General features: G+C 53.4%; 17 protein-coding genes, 1 pseudogene and 1 CRISPR repeat array. Of the genes and pseudogenes, 10 read left to right on the plus strand and 8 right to left on the minus strand.

What is annotated here, in order from left to right; genetic code table 11:
- The first annotated feature begins 148 nt into the window (after positions 1-148).
- Positions 149-415 (plus strand): LOG family protein, encoded by a 267-nt coding sequence (locus ETC02_RS09935; protein WP_445236771.1) that lies wholly within the window; start codon positions 149-151, stop codon positions 413-415.
- A 121-nt stretch (positions 416-536) separates the two neighbouring features.
- Here the strand turns inward: ETC02_RS09935 and ETC02_RS09940 are convergent, their stop codons facing one another.
- From ETC02_RS09940 to ETC02_RS09950, 3 genes are all read right to left on the minus strand, one after another.
- A complete protein-coding gene (locus tag ETC02_RS09940; RefSeq protein ID WP_050368127.1) occupies positions 537-1,313 on the minus strand; it encodes a VOC family protein in 777 nt (258 codons plus the stop codon).
- Positions 1,314-1,341: 28 nt separating this feature from the next.
- Positions 1,342-1,911, minus strand: coding sequence for a hypothetical protein (locus tag ETC02_RS09945; protein ID WP_050368128.1), 570 nt, complete (start codon positions 1,909-1,911; stop codon positions 1,342-1,344).
- A gap of 169 nt (positions 1,912-2,080) precedes the next feature.
- Positions 2,081-2,656, minus strand: coding sequence for a Uma2 family endonuclease (locus ETC02_RS09950; RefSeq protein ID WP_044742364.1), 576 nt, complete (start codon positions 2,654-2,656; stop codon positions 2,081-2,083).
- Between the two features lie 365 nt (positions 2,657-3,021).
- On the opposite strand from ETC02_RS09950, the gene gatC reads away from it, so the two are divergent.
- The 4 genes from gatC to ETC02_RS09970 all read left to right on the plus strand — a co-directional run bounded on the left by gatC (position 3,022) and on the right by ETC02_RS09970 (position 7,708).
- Entirely contained in the window at positions 3,022-3,312 is a 291-nt protein-coding gene (gene gatC, locus ETC02_RS09955; protein WP_014194780.1) for an Asp-tRNA(Asn)/Glu-tRNA(Gln) amidotransferase subunit GatC, read from the plus strand.
- Between the two features lie 12 nt (positions 3,313-3,324).
- Positions 3,325-4,782 carry an Asp-tRNA(Asn)/Glu-tRNA(Gln) amidotransferase subunit GatA gene (gatA, locus tag ETC02_RS09960; RefSeq protein ID WP_050368129.1) on the plus strand — a complete coding sequence of 486 codons (1,458 nt, stop codon included), beginning with the start codon at positions 3,325-3,327 and terminating at the stop codon, positions 4,780-4,782.
- A gap of 13 nt (positions 4,783-4,795) precedes the next feature.
- Positions 4,796-6,226 carry an Asp-tRNA(Asn)/Glu-tRNA(Gln) amidotransferase subunit GatB gene (gatB, locus tag ETC02_RS09965; RefSeq protein ID WP_063210864.1) on the plus strand — a complete coding sequence of 477 codons (1,431 nt, stop codon included), beginning with the start codon at positions 4,796-4,798 and terminating at the stop codon, positions 6,224-6,226.
- 177 nt (positions 6,227-6,403) lie between these two features.
- Complete coding sequence (locus ETC02_RS09970; RefSeq protein ID WP_050368130.1) at positions 6,404-7,708, plus strand: homocysteine synthase; 1,305 nt, start codon at positions 6,404-6,406, stop codon at positions 7,706-7,708.
- Between the two features lie 216 nt (positions 7,709-7,924).
- On the opposite strand, the gene ETC02_RS09975 is transcribed toward ETC02_RS09970, so the two are convergent.
- From ETC02_RS09975 to ETC02_RS09990, 4 genes are all read right to left on the minus strand, one after another.
- Complete coding sequence (locus ETC02_RS09975; RefSeq protein ID WP_050368131.1) at positions 7,925-8,554, minus strand: ABC transporter permease; 630 nt, start codon at positions 8,552-8,554, stop codon at positions 7,925-7,927.
- Between the two features lie 224 nt (positions 8,555-8,778).
- Positions 8,779-9,906, minus strand: a complete 1,128-nt coding sequence (locus ETC02_RS09980) for an ABC transporter ATP-binding protein (RefSeq protein ID WP_050368132.1) — start codon at positions 9,904-9,906, stop codon at positions 8,779-8,781.
- 16 nt (positions 9,907-9,922) lie between these two features.
- The gene (locus ETC02_RS09985) at positions 9,923-10,825 is read right to left on the minus strand and encodes a glycine betaine ABC transporter substrate-binding protein (RefSeq protein WP_050368133.1); all 903 of its coding nucleotides are present in this window, start codon (positions 10,823-10,825) and stop codon (positions 9,923-9,925) included.
- 435 nt (positions 10,826-11,260) lie between these two features.
- Entirely contained in the window at positions 11,261-11,950 is a 690-nt protein-coding gene (locus ETC02_RS09990; protein ID WP_050368135.1) for a hypothetical protein, read from the minus strand.
- A gap of 145 nt (positions 11,951-12,095) precedes the next feature.
- Here ETC02_RS09990 and ETC02_RS09995 point away from each other — a divergent pair, with 145 nt between their 5' ends.
- The 5 genes and pseudogenes from ETC02_RS09995 to ETC02_RS10015 form a co-directional block, all read left to right on the plus strand.
- Complete coding sequence (locus ETC02_RS09995) at positions 12,096-13,586, plus strand: TIGR02677 family protein (RefSeq protein WP_171698243.1); 1,491 nt, start codon at positions 12,096-12,098, stop codon at positions 13,584-13,586.
- Positions 13,587-13,588: 2 nt separating this feature from the next.
- A complete protein-coding gene (locus tag ETC02_RS10000; RefSeq protein WP_050368137.1) occupies positions 13,589-14,785 on the plus strand; it encodes a TIGR02678 family protein in 1,197 nt (398 codons plus the stop codon).
- Positions 14,745-18,866, plus strand: a complete 4,122-nt coding sequence (locus tag ETC02_RS10005) for a TIGR02680 family protein (RefSeq protein WP_050368138.1) — start codon at positions 14,745-14,747, stop codon at positions 18,864-18,866. Before ETC02_RS10000 ends, ETC02_RS10005 begins: the two co-directional genes overlap by 41 nt.
- A complete protein-coding gene (locus tag ETC02_RS10010; protein WP_050368139.1) occupies positions 18,863-20,083 on the plus strand; it encodes a TIGR02679 family protein in 1,221 nt (406 codons plus the stop codon). The genes ETC02_RS10005 and ETC02_RS10010 overlap by 4 nt, the downstream gene beginning before the upstream one ends.
- Positions 20,084-20,132: 49 nt before the next feature.
- A pseudogene (locus tag ETC02_RS10015) lies at positions 20,133-20,516 on the plus strand (RpnC/YadD family protein); the annotation flags it as partial.
- A gap of 90 nt (positions 20,517-20,606) precedes the next feature.
- Positions 20,607-22,091: a CRISPR direct-repeat array (repeat unit 36 nt; unit sequence GTCATAGTTCCCCTGAGATTATCGCTGTGGTATAAT).
- Between the two features lie 100 nt (positions 22,092-22,191).
- On the opposite strand, the gene cas2 reads toward ETC02_RS10015, so the two are convergent.
- Positions 22,192-22,500 carry a CRISPR-associated endonuclease Cas2 gene (gene cas2 / locus ETC02_RS10020; protein ID WP_033016933.1) on the minus strand — a complete coding sequence of 103 codons (309 nt, stop codon included), beginning with the start codon at positions 22,498-22,500 and terminating at the stop codon, positions 22,192-22,194.
- Position 22,501 lies beyond the last annotated feature (1 nt).

Here is a 22,501-nt window from a genome sequence, read left to right on the forward strand (position 1 = left end):
AGCGGCCCTTTTTTGCGCGAAAAGGCCGTCCGAACGATGGTGGAAAGAACAGGGAGAGCATTGTATAATGACGGTAGGAAAATGAGCGCAGCACTCGAAAACGGATGCAAAACGAGCAACAGGTTATGGCAGGAGGCGGGTGTGAGACTTGAAGGCGATTTGCGTGTTTTGCGGATCAAGCAATGGAAACGATGGGAGATATAAGGAAGCGGCGAAAGCGCTCGGAACGTTTTTAGCCCGAAGCGGCATTACGCTCATTTACGGCGGAGGGACACGGGGCTTGATGGGAGAGGTTGCTGAGGCGGCGCTGCGTCATCAAGGGCGCGTGGTTGGGATCATTCCACTGAAAGTTTTGGAGAAACATACGGGTGGGACACGGTTGGACTCCCCCTTTGCCATCTATGGTTTGCGATAATCAAGAAGCGGTTACTCCATCTTATTCAGCGGCAAAGGGGAGTATGTGGGAATGCATTCGCCAAGGGCTGGCACGGCGCCTAGCGCGAGGGGGCGCGCAGCATGTGGCAATACAATGGCCGTCAAGGGCCAGATATGATGTACGTGGCGCCCTCGATTTCGATGCGGCGCGGTTTCTGCACGCCCACAAGCCGGCACGAAAACGGGCGCGTCGATGGATGACGGCGGTCAGCCTCATAGAACCGAATCGCAATGCCGCCGACAGCGAGCTCCGCGTATGCTCCCGCTTCATCGCGCCCGACATCGGGTTCGGGCAAGTCAAACAGCCGGCGGTAGCCGTTGACCGTCCGCTGGAGATCGAGGGTGTAGAGGCTAATTGACGACAGCGAAACAGAGCCAATCGGGTGTCTCATGAGCGGCGCCAGCTCGTTCATGCGTACGTCATCACGGTCGCCCCATTGAATGAAAAACGGATAGCGAAACGCGCCGTCTGTGTCGTCTTCGATAAACAGCATCGACCATGTGAGCTGCTTGCCGTCATCGCGCTCGCGGCTGCCGGGGAGCGGACCGACTGGGGCGAATCCTTTGCTTTTGAGCTGCGCCGCCACCGCTTCGATGTCGTTCGTGCGAAAGGCAAACTGGGAGAAGCCGCTTCCTTCTTGGCGGTCGGCGACAAGCTGAGTGATGAGCGGGTTTCCGCACGTTCTCGCCGTCTGTATATCGGCAATGCCGATCCACTCGATGTAGCGCAAATGCTCCACGTAACATAAGGCGTTGTACGTTCCCCATGATGGATGACGGCCGCCGTGGATGGCCACAAGCCCCCATTGTTCAAACGCCATTTTCACTTGCTCCGGTCGTTCGACGAGATGGACGAGATGGTCAAACGCGACATGCATGGCAGCGGCCTCCTCTTAGATGAATCGATCAGCGGAACAGCATTTCTTTCAGCTTGTAAATGATTCGTTCGTTGTCGACGGTGCGGTGGGCGATAAAATTCAAGTCCAGCTTGATGTCTTCGATTTGGGCAGCCAATTGTTCGTAACGGGAGTCCATTTTTTGTTCGAGGCGGTCCACCGTTTGTTTCAATGAGGAAAATTCCCGGTGAAGCTGGTGGACGTCGGCGGCGAGAGCTTCCAGTTTGGCGTCTGTTTCGTCTTGGCGGTGGAGGAGAGCAGCCACGATGCCGTTTAATTCCGTTTGCCCAGCGCGAAGCGAATCTTGTTCTTGACGCAGACGCTGTTGTTCCAGGCGGATTTCCTGCTGCTCTTTTCGAATCTCTTGTTGTTCTTTTCGAATCTCTTGTTGTTCTTTTCGGATTTCTTGCTGTTCTCTCCGAATTTCTTGTTGCTCTTTTCGAATTTCTTCTTGTTCGTGGCGAATGGCGATTTGTTCCCGCTCGAGCCGCTCTTGGCCCTCTACGAGCTTTTGCAGCGTGCCATCCATGGCGCTTAGGCGGTCGAGCACTTGGGCGAGCAAAGCGTCACTCATCGTCATGATTCCCCCTTTTTCGTCCGTTACAGCCATTATAGTACATATGTTCGGGATTGTCAATCAAGAAAATTTGAACATCCATGGCGGACAAACTCCTTCACATTCCTTGTTTGTCAAGGATTTATTCCATATCGGTGCAAAAAAATCCTCCCGATTTTTGTCAGGAGGGTTCTCACATGGAAGCGAATACTTTTGGCAATGCGATGAAGAGGTTTGGAAAAATATGAGGGCAAATCGTTTCATCTTTATAGTGCACTCGCACTTGGTGAAACTTTTGATCTTGCAACGCATATTTTTCGACGGTCTCATGAACCGGATCGACAATCCAGTATTCTCTGACACCAGCTTGTTCGTAGTTGTGAAATTTCGTAATGCGGTCGTGTTTGGCGGTAGATGGAGAAAGAATTTCTACGATAAGATCAGGCGCTCCATAAATTCGCTCATCACCAATTTTTTGTTTGTCACAAACAACAATTAAATCGGGAATATACCAATCTTTAATGTCATGAAGAGGAGTATCTTTTGTTGCGAATAAACATACATCGATTGGTGCGACAAATACTTCACACGAGGAATGGTGTAGAACGTCGAAAAACTGTGCTGACAAAGCTGTCACGATACGTTGATGTCTTGGTGTAGGTGAAGGAGTCATAAATAGGACGCCGTCAATTCCCTCATATCGTTTTTCCTCAGGGAAGTTTACGTAATCTGCATATGTCCATGGATGATTTTGATTTGGCAGCGACATGCAATTTCCCTCCTTGTGCTTTCATTTTATCGTATTTCTTTGAATAAAAAAAGGCGTCACGAACGATTCCTTCCTGTGTCTAAAATAGGAGCGCGTCCTTTTCCTCCCATCAACCGTTTACTCATGCGTGTGCCATCCCATCGTGCGCTGTTCAGGAAAACGAAATATTCCTACATCAAACATCAAATCCCCCCGGTTTCACGCCTGCCTTCGCTATTGGGAGATGTTATAGAACGTATATTCGTTTGCATCGTGAATATATAGATTGATTCTCGCCCAGAACACGTGGCAACGGTTGCTTCATTGGATAAAAGTTTGGTATCATCATGGTATTGTGATAGGTCGAACTCGTTGGAGGTGAAACTATGTCGCGAATTTCCATTGACCAAGTGAAACATGTCGCCGATTTGGCGCGGTTGGCGATTACCGATGAAGAGGCGGAGATGTTTACGAAACAGCTCGATGCGATCATTACGTTTGCCGAGCAGTTGAATGAATTGGATACGGAGAACGTTCCGCCGACTTCGCACGTGCTTGATATGAGAAATGTGATGCGCGAGGATATTCCAGAACCGGGGCTGCCGCGCGAGGAAGTGTTGAAAAACGCGCCGGATCAGCAAGACGGCCAGTTCCGTGTGCCGGCCATTTTAGAGTAAGGAGGGGGATTTATGTCGCTTTTTGACCATTCCGTATCAGAATTACATACGTTGCTGCAGAAAAAAGAAGTGTCGATTTCCGATTTAGTCGACGAATCGTACCGACGCATCGGCGAAGTGGAAGAAAAAGTGCAAGCGTTTTTAACATTAAATGAAGAACAGGCGCGGGCGAAAGCGAAGGAGTTGGATGACCAGCTCGCCAAAGGCGAAGAAACGAACCCGCTGTTCGGCTTGCCGATCGGCATTAAAGACAACATCGTCACAAAAGGATTGCGCACGACATGCGCCAGCAAAATTTTGTACAACTTTGACCCCATCTATGACGCGACTGTTATGGAGCGGCTGAACGCTGCGGGCGCCATTACGATCGGGAAGCTGAACATGGATGAGTTCGCCATGGGCTCGTCGACGGAAAACTCCGGCTTTCAGCTGACGCGCAACCCGTGGGACTTGGAGCGCGTTCCGGGCGGCTCGAGCGGCGGTTCGGCGGCGGCGGTGGCGGCAGGGGAAGTGCCGTTTGCTTTAGGTTCGGATACGGGCGGTTCGATCCGCCAGCCGGCGGCGTTTTGCGGGGTTGTTGGTTTGAAGCCGACATACGGCCGCGTCTCGCGCTTCGGGCTTGTCGCGTTTGCCTCATCGCTTGACCAAATCGGTCCGATTACGCGCACGGTCGAAGACAACGCCTACTTATTGCAGGCGATTGCAGGCGTCGATCCGATGGATTCGACATCGGCAAACGTGCCGGTGCCGAACTATGTGGAGGCGTTGACCGGGGACATCAAAGGATTGAAAATCGCCGTGCCGAACGAATATTTAGGGGAAGGCGTCGACGAAGGCGTGCGCCAGTCGGTGCTGGCGGCGCTTGCCGTGCTTGAGAAGCTTGGCGCAACATGGGAAGAAGTGTCGCTGCCGCATTCGAAATATGCCTTGGCGACGTACTACTTGCTCGCTTCATCGGAAGCCTCGGCGAACCTCGCCCGCTTTGACGGCGTCCGCTACGGCTACCGGACGGACAACGCGAAAAACTTGATCGATATGTATAAACTCACACGGAGCGAAGGATTCGGGGCGGAGGTCAAGCGCCGCATTATGCTCGGGACGTTCGCGTTAAGCTCGGGCTATTACGATGCGTATTACAAAAAAGCGCAAAAAGTGCGGACGTTGATCAAGCGCGACTTCGAAAACGTATTTGAACGATATGACGTCATCATCGGCCCGACAACGCCGACGCCGGCGTTTAAAATCGGCGAGAAAACGAGCGATCCGCTGACGATGTATATGAACGACATTTTAACGATTCCAGTCAACTTGGCAGGCGTGCCGGCCATTTCCGTGCCGTGCGGCTTTGTCGATGGCTTGCCGGTCGGCTTGCAAATCATCGGCAAGCACTTTGATGAAAGCACGGTCTACCGCGTCGCCCACGCCTTTGAACAGGCGACCGACTACCATAAGCAAAAACCGGTGTTGTAAGGGGGGTTAGGTGATGAACTTTGAAACGGTCATCGGACTTGAGGTGCACGTCGAGCTGAAAACGAAATCGAAAATTTTCTCCAGCAGCCCGAACGCGTTCGGAGCGCCCCCAAACACGCAAACGAACGTCATCGACTTAGGGTATCCGGGCGTGCTGCCGGTGTTGAACCGGCAGGCGGTCGAGTTTGCGATGAAAGCAGCGATGGCGTTAAACTGCGAAATCGCGACCGAGACGAAATTCGACCGCAAAAACTACTTTTATCCGGACAACCCGAAAGCGTACCAAATTTCGCAATACGATCAGCCGCTTGGCCGAAATGGCTGGATTGAAATTGAAGTAAACGGAAAAAAGAAAAAAATCGGCATCACCCGCATTCACTTGGAAGAGGACGCGGGCAAATTGACGCATACAGGCGACGGCTATTCGCTCGTGGATTTTAACCGCCAAGGGACGCCGCTCATTGAGATCGTCTCCGAGCCAGACATCCGCTCGCCGGAAGAGGCGTACGCCTACTTGGAAAAATTAAAAGCGATCATCCAATACACGGGCGTCTCCGACTGCAAAATGGAAGAAGGATCGCTCCGCTGCGACGCCAACATTTCGCTCCGGCCGATCGGATCAGACCAATTCGGTACAAAAACGGAGTTGAAAAACTTAAACTCGTTCAACTTCGTCCGCATGGGGCTCGAGTACGAAGCGAAGCGGCAGGAGAAAATTTTGCTCTCGGGCGGCGTCATCCGTCAAGAAACGCGGCGCTTTGACGAAGCGACAAAAACGACCGTCCTCATGCGCGTCAAAGAAGGCTCGGAAGACTATCGCTACTTCCCGGAGCCGGACTTGGTCATGCTTTATATTGACGACGAATGGAAAGAGCGCGTCCGCGCCTCGATTCCGGAGCTGCCGGACGCCCGCCGGAAGCGGTATGTCGAAGAATGGGGCCTGCCGGAATACGACGCCAAAGTGCTGACATTGACCAAAGAAATGGCCGACTTCTTCGAAGCAACGGTCGCCAACGGCGCCGATCCGAAACTGGCGTCGAACTGGCTCATGGTCGAAGTATCCGGGTACTTAAACGCCGAGCAAAAAGAGCTGCATGACATCGCCTTGACGCCGGAAAGCCTAGCAGGCATGATCAAACTCATCCAAAACGGCACGATTTCGTCGAAAATCGCGAAAAAAGTGTTCAAAGAGCTTGTTGAAAAAGGCGGCGATCCAGAGAAAATCGTCAAAGAAAAAGGGCTCGTGCAAATTTCCGACGAAGGAGCGCTGCGCAAAATCGTGCTCGAAGTGCTCGACGCCAACCCGCAGTCGGTCGAAGACTATAAAAACGGCAAAGACCGCGCGCTTGGCTTCCTCGTCGGCCAAGTGATGAAAGCAACAAAAGGGCAAGCGAATCCGCCGCTTGTCAATAAGCTGTTAATAGAGGAAATTGGAAAACGGTAATGAAACAAATAGGGGGCCTGCCCACCGGCAGGCTCTGTTTTCAATAAAAATTTTTGCACTATTAAAAAAATACAATTGACAAACGTTGTGATCGAATGATAGATTTTTTATAAGAAAAAACCAATTGATTTAGTAGGATATGAGATCTCGAGGGATCAAAGAGGGGGAGAGGAAACGATGAGCCATGAACAAACCTTCCGCCCGGAAACGCTTGCCATCCATGCCGGGCAAAAACCGGATGCGGAAACGGGAGCGCGGGCGGTGCCCATCTATCAGACGAGTTCGTACGTATTTCGCGACAGCGAGCATGCAGCCAATTTGTTTGGCTTGAAAGAGGAAGGGTTTATTTATACGCGCATTATGAACCCGACGAACGATGTGTTCGAAAAGCGGATCGCGGCGCTTGAAGGCGGCATTGGGGCGCTTGCGCTCTCATCGGGACAGGCGGCGGTGTTTTATTCGATCATCAACATCGCCTCGGCGGGCGATGAAATCGTGTCGTCGTCGTCCATTTACGGCGGCACGTACAACTTGTTCGCTCATACGCTGCGCAAGTTCGGCATTACGGTGAAGTTTGTCGATCCGTCCGATCCGGAAAACTTTGAGCGGGCGATCACCGACAAAACGAAAGCGTTGTTTGCGGAAACGATCGGCAACCCGAAAAACGATGTGCTTGACATTGAAGCGGTGGCCGACATCGCCCATCGCCACGCCATTCCGCTCATCGTTGACAACACGGTGGCCAGCCCCTATTTGTTGCGGCCGATTGAATTCGGCGCCGACATCGTCGTCCACTCAGCGACAAAGTTTATCGGTGGGCACGGCAATTCGATCGGCGGCGTGATTGTCGACAGCGGCAAGTTCGACTGGAAAGGGAGCGGCAAGTTCCCGGAGTTCACCGAGCCAGACCCAAGCTATCACGGGTTGGTGTATGTGGATGCCGTCGGCGAAGCGGCGTACATCACGAAAGCGCGCATCCAGCTGTTGCGCGACTTAGGAGCGGCGCTGTCGCCGTTTAACGCGTTTTTGCTGCTGCAAGGGCTGGAGACGCTCCATTTGCGGATGCAGCGCCATAGCGAAAACGCCCTTGCCGTCGCCAAGTTTTTAGAAGAGGAAGAAGCCGTCGAATCGGTCAATTATCCGGGGCTTCCAAGCCACCCGTCGCATGAATTGGCGAAAAAGTATTTGCCAAACGGCCAAGGGGCGATCGTCACGTTTGAAATCAAAGGCGGCGTCGAAGCCGGGAAAACATTGATCGACTCGGTCAAGCTGTTCTCCCATTTGGCCAACATCGGCGATTCGAAATCGCTCATCATCCACCCGGCCAGCACGACGCACGAGCAGCTGAGCCCGGACGAACAGCTGTCCGCCGGCGTCACCCCGGGCCTTGTGCGTCTGTCCGTCGGCACGGAAGCGATCGACGACATTTTGGACGACTTGCGCCAAGCCATTCGCCAAAGCCAGACGGTGGGGGTGAAGTAGTGGATGCACAAGGAAAGCCACCCGCTTGCTGGGTGGCTTTCGTAAGCGCAGAGACAGCCTGTTTTTTTTAATGGGACATCGTCTTACGGTTCCAGATTGGCTTGGTACGCGTACCATCATGTTTACTAGTCGATGCCGGCTCGTTTCCTCCAGGCAGGCAAGCTGGGAACATGGCTTCCTCAAGGTTTGTGTTTTCATGTTGGGGCCAATGGCCCGTCACAACCCTTTCGGCGTCACTTTCTTTTCGACTTTGCGCAGCAGCCAGTCAAAGGCAATCGCTAAGATCGCCGCAGGAATGGCCCCGGCTAAAATCAAGTTTTTATCGGCGATGCGCAAGCCGCGGTCGATCAAGTCGCCAAGACCGCCGGCGCCGATGAAGGTCGCCAAGGCGGCGACGCCGATCGTCAGCACCGTCGCCGTGCGCACGCCAGCCATAATGACGGGAAGCGAGAGAGGAAGCTCCACCATCCATAAAATTTGCCGCGATGTCATCCCCATTCCTCGTCCGGCATCAACGAGCGCCGGGTCAACGCCGAGAATGCCCGTGTACGTGTTACGCAAAATCGGCAATAGAGCATAAAGCGTCAAGGCGATAATCGCCGGCAGTTTGCCAATGCCGAAAATCGGAAGCATAAATCCAAGCAAGGCCAGGCTCGGAATCGTCTGAATGATGGCGGCCACGCCGATGATCGGCTCGGCGAGTTTGCGATACCGCGTCAATACGACGCCAAGCGGCACGGCGATGACGATCGCAATGCCCATGGCGATAGCGGATAAGAGCACATGCTCTTGAAAGGCGATCCAAATATCGTTCTTTCGTTCGATCAACGTCTGCAATAATTCCATTGTATCCCTCCTTGGCGGAAAAAGCGGCAGCGGATGGCTGCTGCTTCGTCGTGAGAAGTTCAGATAAAAACGGTCATCCCTTTTTATTCGCAAGCAGAACGAATTCCGTTGACAAACCGCTCGAGGCCATTTTTCCTTTTCAACATGAGGCATGTTGTTCAAGCGAGGCGATTGCGGCATCGAGTTTTCCGGCTGTGATTTGCCTGCGCATGTTCCGTTGCCCGTTATGCGTGCTGCTGGAACGTCCACTCAGCAAGCGCACGCATCATGCTCGAGCGCGTAATACCGCCAACAAGACGGTCGCCGTCGAGCACTGGAATGATGCGTACATCCGAGTCTTGGAACAAAGCAGCGACGTCGGTGACACCCGCTTCTTTTTGTAATGTCGTCACATCGTAATCAGCGATGTCCGCAACAAGCAAATGTTCCTCATTGTATCGTTGTTCGATTTGTTTGAGTGTCACGATGCCGAGAAACGATTGCTTTTTATCGACCACAATCAAACTGTCTACTTTTCTCGCTTTCATCAATCGGAACGCTTCCGCTAAACCGCGGCGCGGCGAGATCGTCGCGACATCAACCGACATTAAATCTTCCGCCGTCGGCACGGCCGTCTGGCGGATCCGCAGCCGGTCTTCGCCGATAAACTCGCGGACGAACGAGTTCGCCGGCCGCCGAAGCATTTGGTCGGGCGTCGCAAATTGGACGATTTCCCCGTCCTTCATCAAGGCGATCCGATCGGCGATTTTAATCGCTTCGTCCATATCGTGGGTGACAAAGACAATGGTTTTGTGAATCTCCTCTTGCAGACGGATGATGTCATCTTGCAGCTGCTCGCGGCTGATCGGGTCAAGAGCGCTGAACGGCTCATCCATTAAAATAATATCCGGCTCGGCGGCCAAGGCGCGGACGACGCCGACGCGCTGCTGCTGGCCGCCGCTGAGCTCTGACGGGTAGCGGTGCTTGAACGTCGCTGGATCCAATCCGACGAGCTCAAGCAATTCGTCGACCCGTTTTTCATAGACGTGTTTTTCCCACTTTTTCAACTTCGGCACGAGTGCGATGTTTTCCGCGATCGTCATGTGCGGAAACAAGCCGATTTGCTGGATGACATAGCCGATGTTGCGCCGCAGCTCAACCGGGTCGAGCTCAGAAATGTCTTGCCCGTCGATGTACACTTTGCCCGATGTCGGCTCGATCAGGCGGTTGATCATCCGCATTGTCGTCGTTTTCCCGCACCCGCTCGGCCCGATCAAGGCGACCAGCTCGCCTTTGCGGATTTCAAGATTCATATTTTTTAAGGCGACAAAGCCGTCCTCATACTGTTTCGTCACGTTTTCAAACCGAATCATTGACATTCCTCGCTTTCTAGTCGATCAGTCCTTCCGATTTCAAAAAGTTGATTGCCACCTCACGTGGCTGTTTTCCTTCCAAGTTCACTTGGCCGTTTAGTTCCATCATTTTTTCATCGGTCAAAATGTTGGCCAACTTGTTCAGTTTCTCCTCAAGCCCGGGATTGGCATCGAGCACTTCCTGGCGGATGATCGGCACGGAGTGGTATGGCGGGAAGTAGTTCTTATCATCTTTTAGCACGACCAAATCATATTTTTTGATTCTTGCATCAGTCGTATAGGCGGTGATGACGTCAATCTCCCCGTTTTTCGCCGCTTCGTATTGCAGGTCTGGATCGATCGTCACTTTTTTCTTGAACTGAAATCCGTACGCATCGACAAGCCCATCATAGCCGTCGCTTCGCTCAAAAAACTCGGCGTCCGACCCGAAGGTGAGGGAGGACGAATGTTTGGCCAAATCGGAGTACGTTTTTACCCCGAGCTTTTCCGCCAAGTCTCTGCGCATGGCCAAGGCGTAGGTGTTGTTAAATCCGAGTGGTTTGAGCCAAGCGATGTTGTATTTTTTCTTATATAATTTCTTCGTTTCATTGTAGATTTGTTCGGGCGTCTTTTTAGGATCGTACGGCTGTTTTAAAATGTTTAAGTATCCCGTTCCGGTGTACTCAACGTACATGTCGACATCGCCATTTTCAATGGCTTGCTGCAACATAAACGCGCCGCCCAAACTGTCTTTCACTTCCACATCCAAATCGGTGTTGGCCTTTACATATTCCGCCAACAAATGCGTCAAAATCACCTGCTCGGTAAACTTCTTCCCGCTAATGACGATTTTCCCTTTCGCATCACTCGTTTCGCTGCAGGCCGCTAACCCAAACACAAGCCCGACAGCGAGCAAAGATCGAATCCATTTTCGCAACACAATTCCTCCTTTTTCGGCTGTTGTCATACAAATAAAGGGGGATGAAAAAAGGCGGCAACAAGACGCGGAGGGGATGAAAAAGCGTCACAAACAAAGGATACCGCAATTTGGGTGCAACTGGCAAATTTGGTATCAGCCGATATGTTTGCCTCTCGCCTGCTCTCGCGGTGATGATGGCCCTCTCCTCCTTGATCCTAAAAAATGCTCCGGAATGCTGGCGAATCCTTCAGAATGCTCCGAATTCGAGATGTCCGAACAAGCCCGCCGTTTATCCATCAACATGCTGGCTATGCATTCCCCCGCGCCGTTGATCGAAAGGTTGGCAGGCTCCATGGCGAAGACGAACGGATCGACACGTGAACAAAAAAAACGGCAGCCCACGGCTGCCGGGTGAAAAAGGGAATAGGTGTTGAACATTTCTCTGTGGGAAACGCGTTAGGCATGAACAAGGCGATGAAGGGTGCTTTCCGTTTTGAAAACGCGGGCGTTCAAGACGTGCAGTCCCGCTTCATGTTCGGCGAGGGCAGGCAGCACTTTGTCTTCGAGGATGGATGTGATATGGGTGAGGTCGCCTTTCATATGGTGAAGGTCGTGCGCCATCGCCTCGTATTTGGCGGTCAGCACTTCTTGCCCATGGCGGAGCGCTTCAACGATCGCCTTCGTTTCATTCGTGCGCTCATCCAGCAAGTCGATTTGTTGCGCAAGCGTGGTCGTCTGCTCGTTCAGTTGAGCGACTTGATGTTCGACAGTGCCCATGCGTTCGTTGAGTTGAGCGACTTGGTGTTCGACAGTGCCCATGCGTTCGTTGAGTTGGGCGACTTGATGTTCGATAGTGCCCATGCGTTCGTTGAGATGAGCAACTTGGTGCTCAAGGTTGCTTGTCCGCTCATTCAACTGAGTGAACTGCTGCTCAAGGGCGCTTGTTCGTTCGTTAAGCTGTGCGACCTGGCGTTCGAGAACGCTCGTGCGCTCATTCAGCTTGGTCATTTGAGCTTCAAGAGCACCTGTTCGTTCATTGAGCTGGGCCACTTGCCCCTCCAAGGCGCCAACCCGTTGCTCGAGCGATTCGACCGCCGCGCGCGTCGCTTTCACTTCATGCAAAATTTCCCGCAGCAACGCTTCCATTCGTTTCACCTCCTTTTCCCCTCTATTTTACAAAAAACGCGCGCCGATGGCGAGAAAAAATAGGAAAACGGTTTTTGCTAGAAAAAGAGCGGAGAAAATCGTTACAATAAACAGTAGGAAAAAACCGAAGCAAAGGTGGACGGAAATGGATGCCACATGGCTCAAACCCATTGTCGAAACCAAATATTTATCGACGGAAAACGCGCACCGCTACCGGGCGATTTTGCGCTATTTCTACATTCAGCACGAGCGGATGCGGCAATATTTGTTTCCAGAAGAAGTGTACGCTTTTTTAAAGCAGCACGAGGAGTTTGCGGATTACACGGAAGACGATTTGCAGCAAGACCTCGACCAGCTCGTGAAATGGAACAACTTGATCGCCCGTCAAGAGACGTCCCACGTGCGGACGATTGAAGAGTTTAAGAAAAAGCGGTTTCGCTACCAATGCAGTCCGTACACGGTGGAGATCGAGCGGATGATCCGCACGCTTGAGCAGCTTGGGGATTCGTTCGGAGGATCACTTGAGAAAACGCGGTTTGACCGCTTGTATGCTTCCCTTTCCCGCATCGAGGCGATCATCGCCTCCGGGTTTCAGGAACAGAGAGATGAAATGTACCAAGTATGGGAAGAGACGTTCGATTATTTCAAGAAAATCATCCAAAATTCCGCAGACTATATGGCCTATTTACATAGCGAAAACGTGGAAGAGCGGATGACGTCCGAGTCGTTTCTCGTCTATAAAGAGCAGTTTACGGCGTACTTGCGCGATTTTATCGTCGCCTTGCAAAAAACGTCGATGCAGATTGAACAATTGCTTGAAGATCTGCCGGAAGAAGGGGTTCGGCAGTTCATCGGGCATGTCGTCGACTATGAGCGGTCGATCCCGCGCTTTGCCGATGCGCTGCCGCCGCGCGCTGTGCAGATTGAAGAAAAATGGGAGACGTGGCGCAGCTTGTGTGAATGGTTTTTAGGCCGCAACGGGCGCGAGAGCGAGCTTTCGTTTTTGCAATACCAGACAAATGAGGCGATTCGCCGTCTGACGCGCGTCGTGCAGCGGCTTGGCGAGCGGCATCATCATTTTCGCAGCCGCAAAGGCGACTACTTGCATTTGGCGCGCTGGTTTTCCCGCCTTGAATCGATTGAAGAGGCGCACTGCCTGTCAGCGGTCGTGTTCGGCTGCTTCCATACGAAACATCTCGTCGCTGATGCGGAGGCGACCGACAACATATACCGCGACGTATGGGACGAGCCGCCAGCCGAGTGGGTGACGAAGCCGCGCGTCCGCCATTACGGAGAAAAGAAAAAGCCGCAGGCAATAGAAGACAAAGAACGGGAGAAAGAAGAAGCGCGCCTTCGCTATTTGGAAGAAAAAGCGCGCGAGGAAGCGGCGCTCAGACAGCTTGTGACCGATGGGAAAATCGTGATGGCTGACCTTCCCGAGGTGACTCCATATGTACGAAAAACGCTGCTCGGTTGGATCGCCAAGGCGATGGGGCGCGAGGGGCAAGCAATGAAGACGGAAAACGGGTGGGTGGTCAAAGTGGTGAACAAAGAGGGGACGATTTGCCTTCGGGCGGAAGACGGGGAACTCGTAATGCCCAACTATGAAATCCACGTGCTGGCAGGAGGTGAATGAGCGTGGAGACGGCGTTTGACGACAAGGCGAAAGAAGCGCTCGCCGCGCTGTTTGAGCAGTTTTGGATCATTCGCGACCAAGAGCCGGATTTGTACCAGCTCGTCCGCGAGCGTGAACATGTGTTGAAACGGTATGTGGAGGAGAAGTTTGGGTATCGACTCATCGTCCACCGCTATTTCGCCAAGCTCGAGAAAATTCCCGCCGATCCCGAGCCGTGGATGGGCATCGAGTCGTTCCAAGAGCCGCTCGATTATGCGCTGTTTTGCTGCTTGATGGCGTATTTGGAAGGCAAGGCGGTGGAAGAAAAGTTTTTGCTTTCTGACGTATGCGAAGAAATTCGCGCCATGTACCCGGGGGATCTACCAGTCGATTGGACGAACTACGCGCATCGGCGCGCGCTCATCCGCGTGTTGAAAACGGCGGAACAAATCGGTCTTGTCCGCCGGATGGATGGGGAGATTGAAGCGTTCGCGCAACATGCGGAGGAAGAAGCGCTGTACGAAGTGCCGGTGCTCGCCCGCTATTTTATGCGTACGCATCCGAAAGATTTGTTGCAATATGAATCGATCGACGAATTGCTCGCCGAGGAGTGGAAAGCCTCGCCGCAAGATTATCGGCGCCATCGCCTGTATCGGAAGCTGTTTTTATCCCCGGCGGTGCATCGGACGGAAGGGGACGAGCAAGATTTTTACTACTTGCGCAACTTCCGCCATCGGCTGCGCGATGACATCGAAGCGCATACGCCGTTTCGGTACGAGTTGTACAAAAACGCCGCCATGTTGACGTTGCCTGAGCGGCAGGCGCCGTACACCGTATTTCCTGATCAGAAAGGAACGTCGGAGATCATCCTTCATTTTGCCGCCTTGGTGCGCGAGCGGCTTCAGGACTATCCGCCGGATGAATACGGCCGCATCCGGTTGACGTCTGAACAATTTTCCGCTTGGCTTGCCGATTGCCGCCGCCGTTACGGGGCGGGGTGGGGGAAAACGTACCGCGACATGTCGGCTGCCGAGCTTGTCCGCGAAGTGCTTGCGGCGCTTTGCGAATGGCGCATGGCCGATGTGGAGCACGACACCGGAATGATCGTCCTTTATCCCCTCCTCGGGCGGGTGTCGGGACGGTATCCAGATGATTTTGACGCGAAAGAGGGAGGAGAACATGGCGAATCCATGGGTGCTTCATCGTGCGGGGCTGATTAATTTTTGGTATTACGACGAGCAGTATTTTCACTTCGCTGACGGCAAGCTGCTGTTGCGGGGAAGCAACGGGGCGGGCAAGTCGGTGACGATGCAAAGCTTGATCCCGGTGCTTTTAGACGGCAAGAAGACGCCCGATCGCCTCGATCCGTTCGGCTCACGGGCGCGGCGCATGGAAGACTACTTGCTTGGGGAAAAAGACGTCGTCAATCGCGATGAGCGGACGGGGTATTTGTTTTTGGAATACAAACGAAAAGCATCCGACCAATACGTCACAACGGGCATCGGCCTGCGGGCAAAGCGGCAAAAAAGCCTCGACTTTTGGGGGTTTGTCATGTTCGACAACCGCCGCATCGGCTATGACCTTCAGTTGTATAAACAAGAAAAAACAGGTGAAAAAATCCCGCTGACGAAACGCGAGCTCGCCGCATTGCTCGGTGCGGGCGGGACGGTCGTCGAGACGCAAAAAGAGTATATGGAGCTCGTCAATAAGCATGTGTTTCGCTTTGAATCGCTCGAGGCGTTTCAAGAATTGATCGAACTGCTCATTCAACTGCGCAGCCCGAAGCTGTCGAAAGACTTTAAGCCGACGGTGATTTATGAGATTTTGGAAAGCTCGCTGCCTCCGTTGACCGATGACGAGCTCCGCCATTTATCCGAAACGATTGAAAACATGGACCAAGCCAAGCAGCAGCTTGAGCAGCTCGAACGCGACGAACGGGCGTTGAAGCGCCTTTGCGATCAATACCGCCTGTACAACGAATATATGATCGCCGAAAAGGCGGCAGAATACGTAAAAGCGGTCAAGCAGGCCGAACAGCTCGCTGCTGAACAACACCGCCTTCACGATGAAGAAGAAAAGACGCGAAAGGCGCTTGATGAGCTTGAGGAGTCCATCACCCGCCTCGGCCGCGAAGAAGACGTGCTGCGAGCGCGCGAAATCGACTTGGCTGGCCATGAAGTGTTCCAGCAGGCGGAAAAGTATGAACAGCTGAAAGCCGAACGGCAGCGCCTAGAGGAACGGCGGGAGCGGCACGAGCAGACGATTGCGGAAAAAGAACGACAGGAACGTCAGCACCGCCGCCGCCTCGATGAAGCGGAAGCGCGGCTGGATGACCTTGAGCGGAAGCTTGAAGACGAGCTGGAGCAGCTGCGTATGGATGCCGACGAAGGATCCTTTTCCTTGCATGAAACGAACGAAGGCGACTTTCACCGCCATCGCCAAAAGCAACAAGAGTTTTCGTTTGCCGCTTGGAAACAGGAAGCCGATCGCCATATCGAGCAGCTCGAGGAGTTGGCGCGTCTTTGGCGCAGGCATGACGAGGTGAAACGACGCTATGAAGAAGCGAGCAGCGAAGCGGGCGAAAGGCGGCGGGAAATGGACGAATGGCGCCACCAGCAATGGAAATGGGAAGAGCTGTTCGAAGAGGAGAAAGAGCGGTTTGAACAAGCCGTGCTTGCCTGGGTCGAGCAGGGAGGAATCGACGTTTCCGAAACGGACATTCAGGCGTTTTTGCAACAAATGGACGCCCTCTATGAGCAGTATTCGCTCGATGATCTGAAGCGCCCGTTCGTGCAAGCGTATTACGATGCCGTCGGCAAGAAAAAGGATGAGAAATGGCGGCTCGAGCATGACATCCGTCTGTTGGAAGAAAAACGGGCAGAGCGCGAGGCCGAACTGCGTCAATGGCGGGAACAACGCGACCCCGAGCCTGAACGGGATGAACAAACCACTGCCGCCCGGTTGGCGTTGGAGGAGAAAGGCATTCCGTTTGTCCCGCTTTATGCCGCGGTCGAATTTGTCGACGATGTGCCTGACGATGTGCGCGAGCGAATCGAATCGGCGCTTTCGCACGCGGGGCTGCTTGACGCCCTCATTACTGCTCGCGAGATCGACGTCGCCTGCGACCGTGTGCTCATTCCGAAACCGGTCCATATGGCGCACACGCTTGCTGATTATTTGCGCCCAGATGCCAATGCCCCTGTGTCAATGGAGCGGATTGACGAAGTGCTCCGAAGCATCGTCATCACCGATGCCGACCAAGAAGGCGGCATGACGATCGATGAAACGGGGCGCTATTCGCTCGGCCTTGTCCGCGGCCATGCACCGCGGGGATCGAAGGCGGCGTTCATTGGCCGTGCGGCGCGCGAACGGTGGCGGCTTGAAAACATCGCGGCGCTGGAAGCGGAGATCGCCGCGATGGGGCAAGAGATCGACCGTCTGTGTGGGGCGCATGCGGCCGTGGAAGCGGCCATTCAAGCGCTCGCCGACTGGTTGGCGTCCTTCCCGGCGGACCGCGACGTGCGCACCGCGTTTGACGAAGCGCAAGAAGCGCGCCGCCAAGCCGAAAGCAAAGAACGGGAATGGAAGCGGCAAGAAGAAAAAGCCGCTCTCTTGGCGCGCGAATGGAAACAAATCAAACAACAGCTCCACGACGAGTCGGCCGAGCTCGATTTGGCCTTTACTTTAGACGGCTGCGAACAAGCCATGCTCGCCATGAAATCGTACGTCCGCCATGTGCACGAACTCGAAGTGCTTTACCGCGAAACGCGCCATACCGAAGCCGTGATCGCTCAGCAGCGCGAGCAGCTTGCGGCGCTGGAAGCGGAGATCGACGAGGCGAAAGGCGAACGAAATCGACTTCGGGATGAAACCGAGCGGCTCACCTTGCGAATCGCGGAGATGGAGCGGACGCTCGCACAAATGGGAGCGGATGACATTCGCGCCGAAATCGCCCGCATTCAAGAACGGTTGGCGTCTTTGCGCCGCGAAATTCCGCGCCTTGTCAACGAACGGGCGCGGACGGAACAGCAGCTCATGCGCCTGGCCGAAGAACGGGAAAAAGAGGCGCGGCGGGAAGCGTTCGCCCGCGAGCTCGCCGCGATGTGGGAAAAGTCGTTTGCCCGTGAAGCGGCGCTTGGGCTTGTGGATCTTGATCGTTCCCGCTCCCTCCTGGAGCAGGCGAAAGAAGCGAAACAACGGTACGAAGCAGTGTTAAAAGAGACGCGTTCCTCGCTTCTGGCGCGGCTGAACACCGTCTTTTTCCAAGAGTCGTCCAACTTGACCGAATACCGGGCGTCCTTCGAGCCGCTGGAAGAACAAACGAAGCCCGAATGGACCGCCGCTGCCCCAGACGATGAGATGGCCATGAAAGCCGCGGACTGGCGGGAGAAACAAGAACGGCACGTCATTTACCTCGACTACAAAGGCGAGCGCGCCACGCCGTTTGCGGTGCTGGCGGAAGTGGAGCGCGACATCGTCTTGCAGCACGAGTATATGAAAGAACAAGACCGCGAGCTGTATGAGGACGTCATCTTAAAATCAGTCGGCCGCATTTTGCGCAGCCGCATTCAGCGCGCCGAACGGTGGGTGAATGAGATGAATAAACTGATGGGCGGCCTCGACACATCATCAGGGCTTGTGCTGTCCATTCAATGGAAGCCGAAAACGGCGGAGACGGAAGCGGAGCTCGATACGAAAGAATTGGTGCGCCTGTTGCGGCTCGATCCGCGGCTGCTTAGAGAGGAAGATTTACAGCGAGTGACGAACCATTTCCGCTCGAAAATCGCCCGCGCCCGTGAATTGCTTGAAGAGCGCGGCCAAGGCAGCACGCTCCATCAAATCATTAAAGAAGTGCTCGACTATCGGAAATGGTTTTCCTTCACTTTGTACTATGAAAAAACAAACGAGCCGAAACGCGAGCTGACGAACCACCGCTTTTACCAATTCAGCGGTGGGGAAAAGGCGATGGCGATGTACATTCCGCTTTTCGCCGCGGCGTATTCGCGCTACCAAGAAGCGGGCGATGATGCCCCGTACATCATTTCGCTCGACGAGGCGTTCGCCGGCGTCGATGAAAACAACATCCGCAACCTGTTCGGACTTGTCGAACAGCTCGGCTTTAACTACATCATGAACTCGCAGGCGCTTTGGGGCGACTACGACACCGTGCCCGCGTTGTCCATTTGCGAACTCGTCCGCCCGCGCAATGCGTCGTTTGTGACCGTCATTCATTACCGTTGGAACGGCCGCGTCAAACAGCTGATGGTCAATGATAAAGAATGGGAGACGATCGAGACGTGAGCACGGCCAAGGAGGCGGCTGCCTTTTTCCGCTCTGAACCGGGCTTCCGCCGTCTGTTTATCGAGATGAAGCACAAGTACGAGTCGCTCGGCCGCGTCGGCGGCGCGGTGTCTTTAGAGGCGTTCACCGATGAAGAGCGGGAGGCGGTGGCCGCCTTTTTCGGCAAAGACGTCTCCCGCGTCTCCCTTATCGCGTTTGAAAAACAGCTCGGACAGACGAGGTTTGCGGGCGTTGGGCTTGTCGAGCTGCTTGAACAGTATTTCGGCGCCCCGCTTGTCTCAAACAAAGAACGGCGCCAGGCGGAGGAAGAGGAACGGGATCGTTTTTTTGCGCGTCTGACCGAGGAGCATCATTGGGTTGAGTCTGTCCGCCCTCAGCGCTTCGTCCAAACGGCGTACGAAACCGACCGCCGCAGCCTGAAGGAGGCCATCCGCCTTGTCAGCGCGGCTTTGGGCCGCCTCCCGCTCCCGTCATACATGCGCCTCCCGCTCTTTGCCCAGCAAGTGGCGGGAGACCCGCATGCGTTCGATTTGTCCACGCTACCGGGGAGATTGTTGCTTTCGGCATTGCAAGCGACCGTGCCCGGGGATTGGGACATGGCATCTGTAGAGAGCGTCAACGAGTTGCTCCAGTCCGTCGGCTTGCTCCGTGAGGATATCCTGAACTTTGTCACATGCGCCAACATCCTCGCTGAAACCGAGGGCGGCCCGCATCCTGTTTTCTCCGCTGCCTGGGAGGCGAACACGGCGCTGAACATGCCGCTTAGAGATGTGCTGTCGCTTGTCCGCGCCCGCCCTGCCCATGGGGGGACGGTGTACATCGTCGAAAACGCGGGCGTCTTTTCGACGTTGCTTGACACCCGCGCCCCGCTTGTCAGCACGAACGGGCAAATGAATTTGGCGACGATGAAGCTGCTCGATTTGCTCGCGGCCTCTGGCGCCAAGCTGTATTATTCCGGCGACTTCGATCCGGAAGGATTGGCCATGGCAGAGCGGCTGCTTGAACGGTATGGACAGGCCGTCACCCTTTGGCGCTTTTCCGTCGAGGATTATAGGGCCGCCAACCCTGTCGTCGACCTCACCCCCGAGCGCCTCGCCAAGCTCGCATCCGTAACGTCGACGCCGCTGCAGCCGCTGAAAGAGGAGATGGCGGAAACGAAAAAAGCGGGGTATCAAGAGGCAATTATCGGGAGGCTGACAGAGGATATCAACGGGTAGTCCATCCACGAGCCAGAGAAGGAGCCCGGAGCGATCGGGTCTCCTTCTCCAAAAGGAATTTTGGCGCATGCTTGTCCGTCTCGAACTGGACGAAGCGAAACAGCGGCTGTTGTTCGGTTTTTTCGAGACGTATTTGCGGCGATCCGAAGAGGAGGAAGCAAAACGGCGACACGAGGTGAGCCAAATGGAAACGAAGGAAGCAAAGCGTGTGATGGAGCTCATCGTCTCATACGAACAGCGGGGGATGGAAAAGGGAATCCAACAAGGAATCGAACAGGGGTTAAAGCAAGGGATGAAGCAAGGACGCCAAGAAGGGATCGAGGAAGGGAAGCTCGACGTGGTGAAGAGAATGCTGGCGAAAGGATACGATGTCGACACGATCCACGAACTGACCGGGCTGCCGATGGAGAAGATTGAAAGGATGAAGGGGTGAGACGGCCCTTCGCCGTCAAGCCCCACATTGTCGTCGACCTCCAATCGTGCCAAAACCCCGGGGGATCGACGACAATGGTTTTATGCGTTTGTCATAGTTCCCCTGAGATTATCGCTGTGGTATAATCCTCACTCGCAACAGTTTCCACCATGTCCGTCATAGTTCCCCTGAGATTATCGCTGTGGTATAATAAGGCTTATGATTACTTAGTTGATTTATGGGTCATAGTTCCCCTGAGATTATCGCTGTGGTATAATCGCAGTATGCATTTACACGAAAACCAGAAGGTCATAGTTCCCCTGAGATTATCGCTGTGGTATAATATCGATAATCGCCAATAACGCAAATCCCTAGTCATAGTTCCCCTGAGATTATCGCTGTGGTATAATCAGCGATAAAGCTATAATTCATCAGTTAGTGTCATAGTTCCCCTGAGATTATCGCTGTGGTATAATCGTTGGTGAGGGACATAACCGAAGCGCTGGTCATAGTTCCCCTGAGATTATCGCTGTGGTATAATCAAAGACATGAGAATGCTGGCGCAGGTGATGTCATAGTTCCCCTGAGATTATCGCTGTGGTATAATACAAATGATAGACGGGGACTACAGACATAAGTCATAGTTCCCCTGAGATTATCGCTGTGGTATAATAACAATGATTTTCCCTACGCCGGTGGTAAGTCATAGTTCCCCTGAGATTATCGCTGTGGTATAATAAATATGAAACTCTGACATCTTCAAATCAGGTCATAGTTCCCCTGAGATTATCGCTGTGGTATAATTGCCCATGCGACGGCATGCTCCTTCATTTCGTCATAGTTCCCCTGAGATTATCGCTGTGGTATAATGCTTTTTTATCCACCTTGGCCGGCTGTGGGGTCATAGTTCCCCTGAGATTATCGCTGTGGTATAATATTTCCAGCAGTCTTTTGACGACAAACTGCGTCATAGTTCCCCTGAGATTATCGCTGTGGTATAATAGTTTTTAGGCCGTAGCGGCTCGAATACGGGTCATAGTTCCCCTGAGATTATCGCTGTGGTATAATATGTCTTTAGTCTCATTGGTGCCGTATGGTGTCATAGTTCCCCTGAGATTATCGCTGTGGTATAATTGTTCTTGACTTCTACAGTCAACAAATAAAGTCATAGTTCCCCTGAGATTATCGCTGTGGTATAATACTGTTCCCCTTGAACTGAGTGACGCCTTTGTCATAGTTCCCCTGAGATTATCGCTGTGGTATAATGGTCGGCCAGCCGATCAGCACGCACACGGAGTCATAGTTCCCCTGAGATTATCGCTGTGGTATAATGTTGAGCAAGTAGAAAGGGCGATGGAGGTTGTCATAGTTCCCCTGAGATTATCGCTGTGGTATAATTTGGAGCACCTCGCTCCATTTTCAGAAAAAGTCATAGTTCCCCTGAGATTATCGCTGTGGTATAATTTCGCTTCAAGTGAATATCGTCTGTATCTTGTCATAGTTCCCCTGAGATTATCGCTGTGGTATAATTGTCCTAGATTTTTATAGTCAACAAATAAAGTCATAGTTCCCCTGAGATTATCGCTGTGGTATAATACGTATCCAAAAAAGCCTGCAATCTCAAGGATCGCAGGCTTTTTTGCTTTCAAAAAATGCAAAGGCGCTTATGCAAAAAGAGGAACCATTTCTGTTTTTTTTAAAAAAGCGTCAGCTGGGTGGATGTCACTTTCTTTTCTTGCGCCGTTGGTTCCCCGAGAAGCAGCTGCATTTTTGCGTACTGCTTTTCCGTTACGACCATCGCCCGAATCGATCCTCGAGGGGGCAAGTTGCGTTTTAATCTTGCCAAATGTTTGTCCGTTGCTTCATGTCCGTGGCAGACGCGGCTGTAGACCGAAAATTGCAACATATCGTACCCTTCGTTCAGCAGGAATGTGCGAAATCGCCGGTATTCGCGCTTCTCCCGGTTGGTCACGACGGGAAGATCGAAAAAGACGAGCAACCGCATA

The sequence above is a fragment of the Geobacillus sp. DSP4a genome, assembly GCF_013096875.1.
Taxonomy (GTDB): Bacteria; Bacillota; Bacilli; order Bacillales; family Anoxybacillaceae; genus Geobacillus; species Geobacillus thermophilus.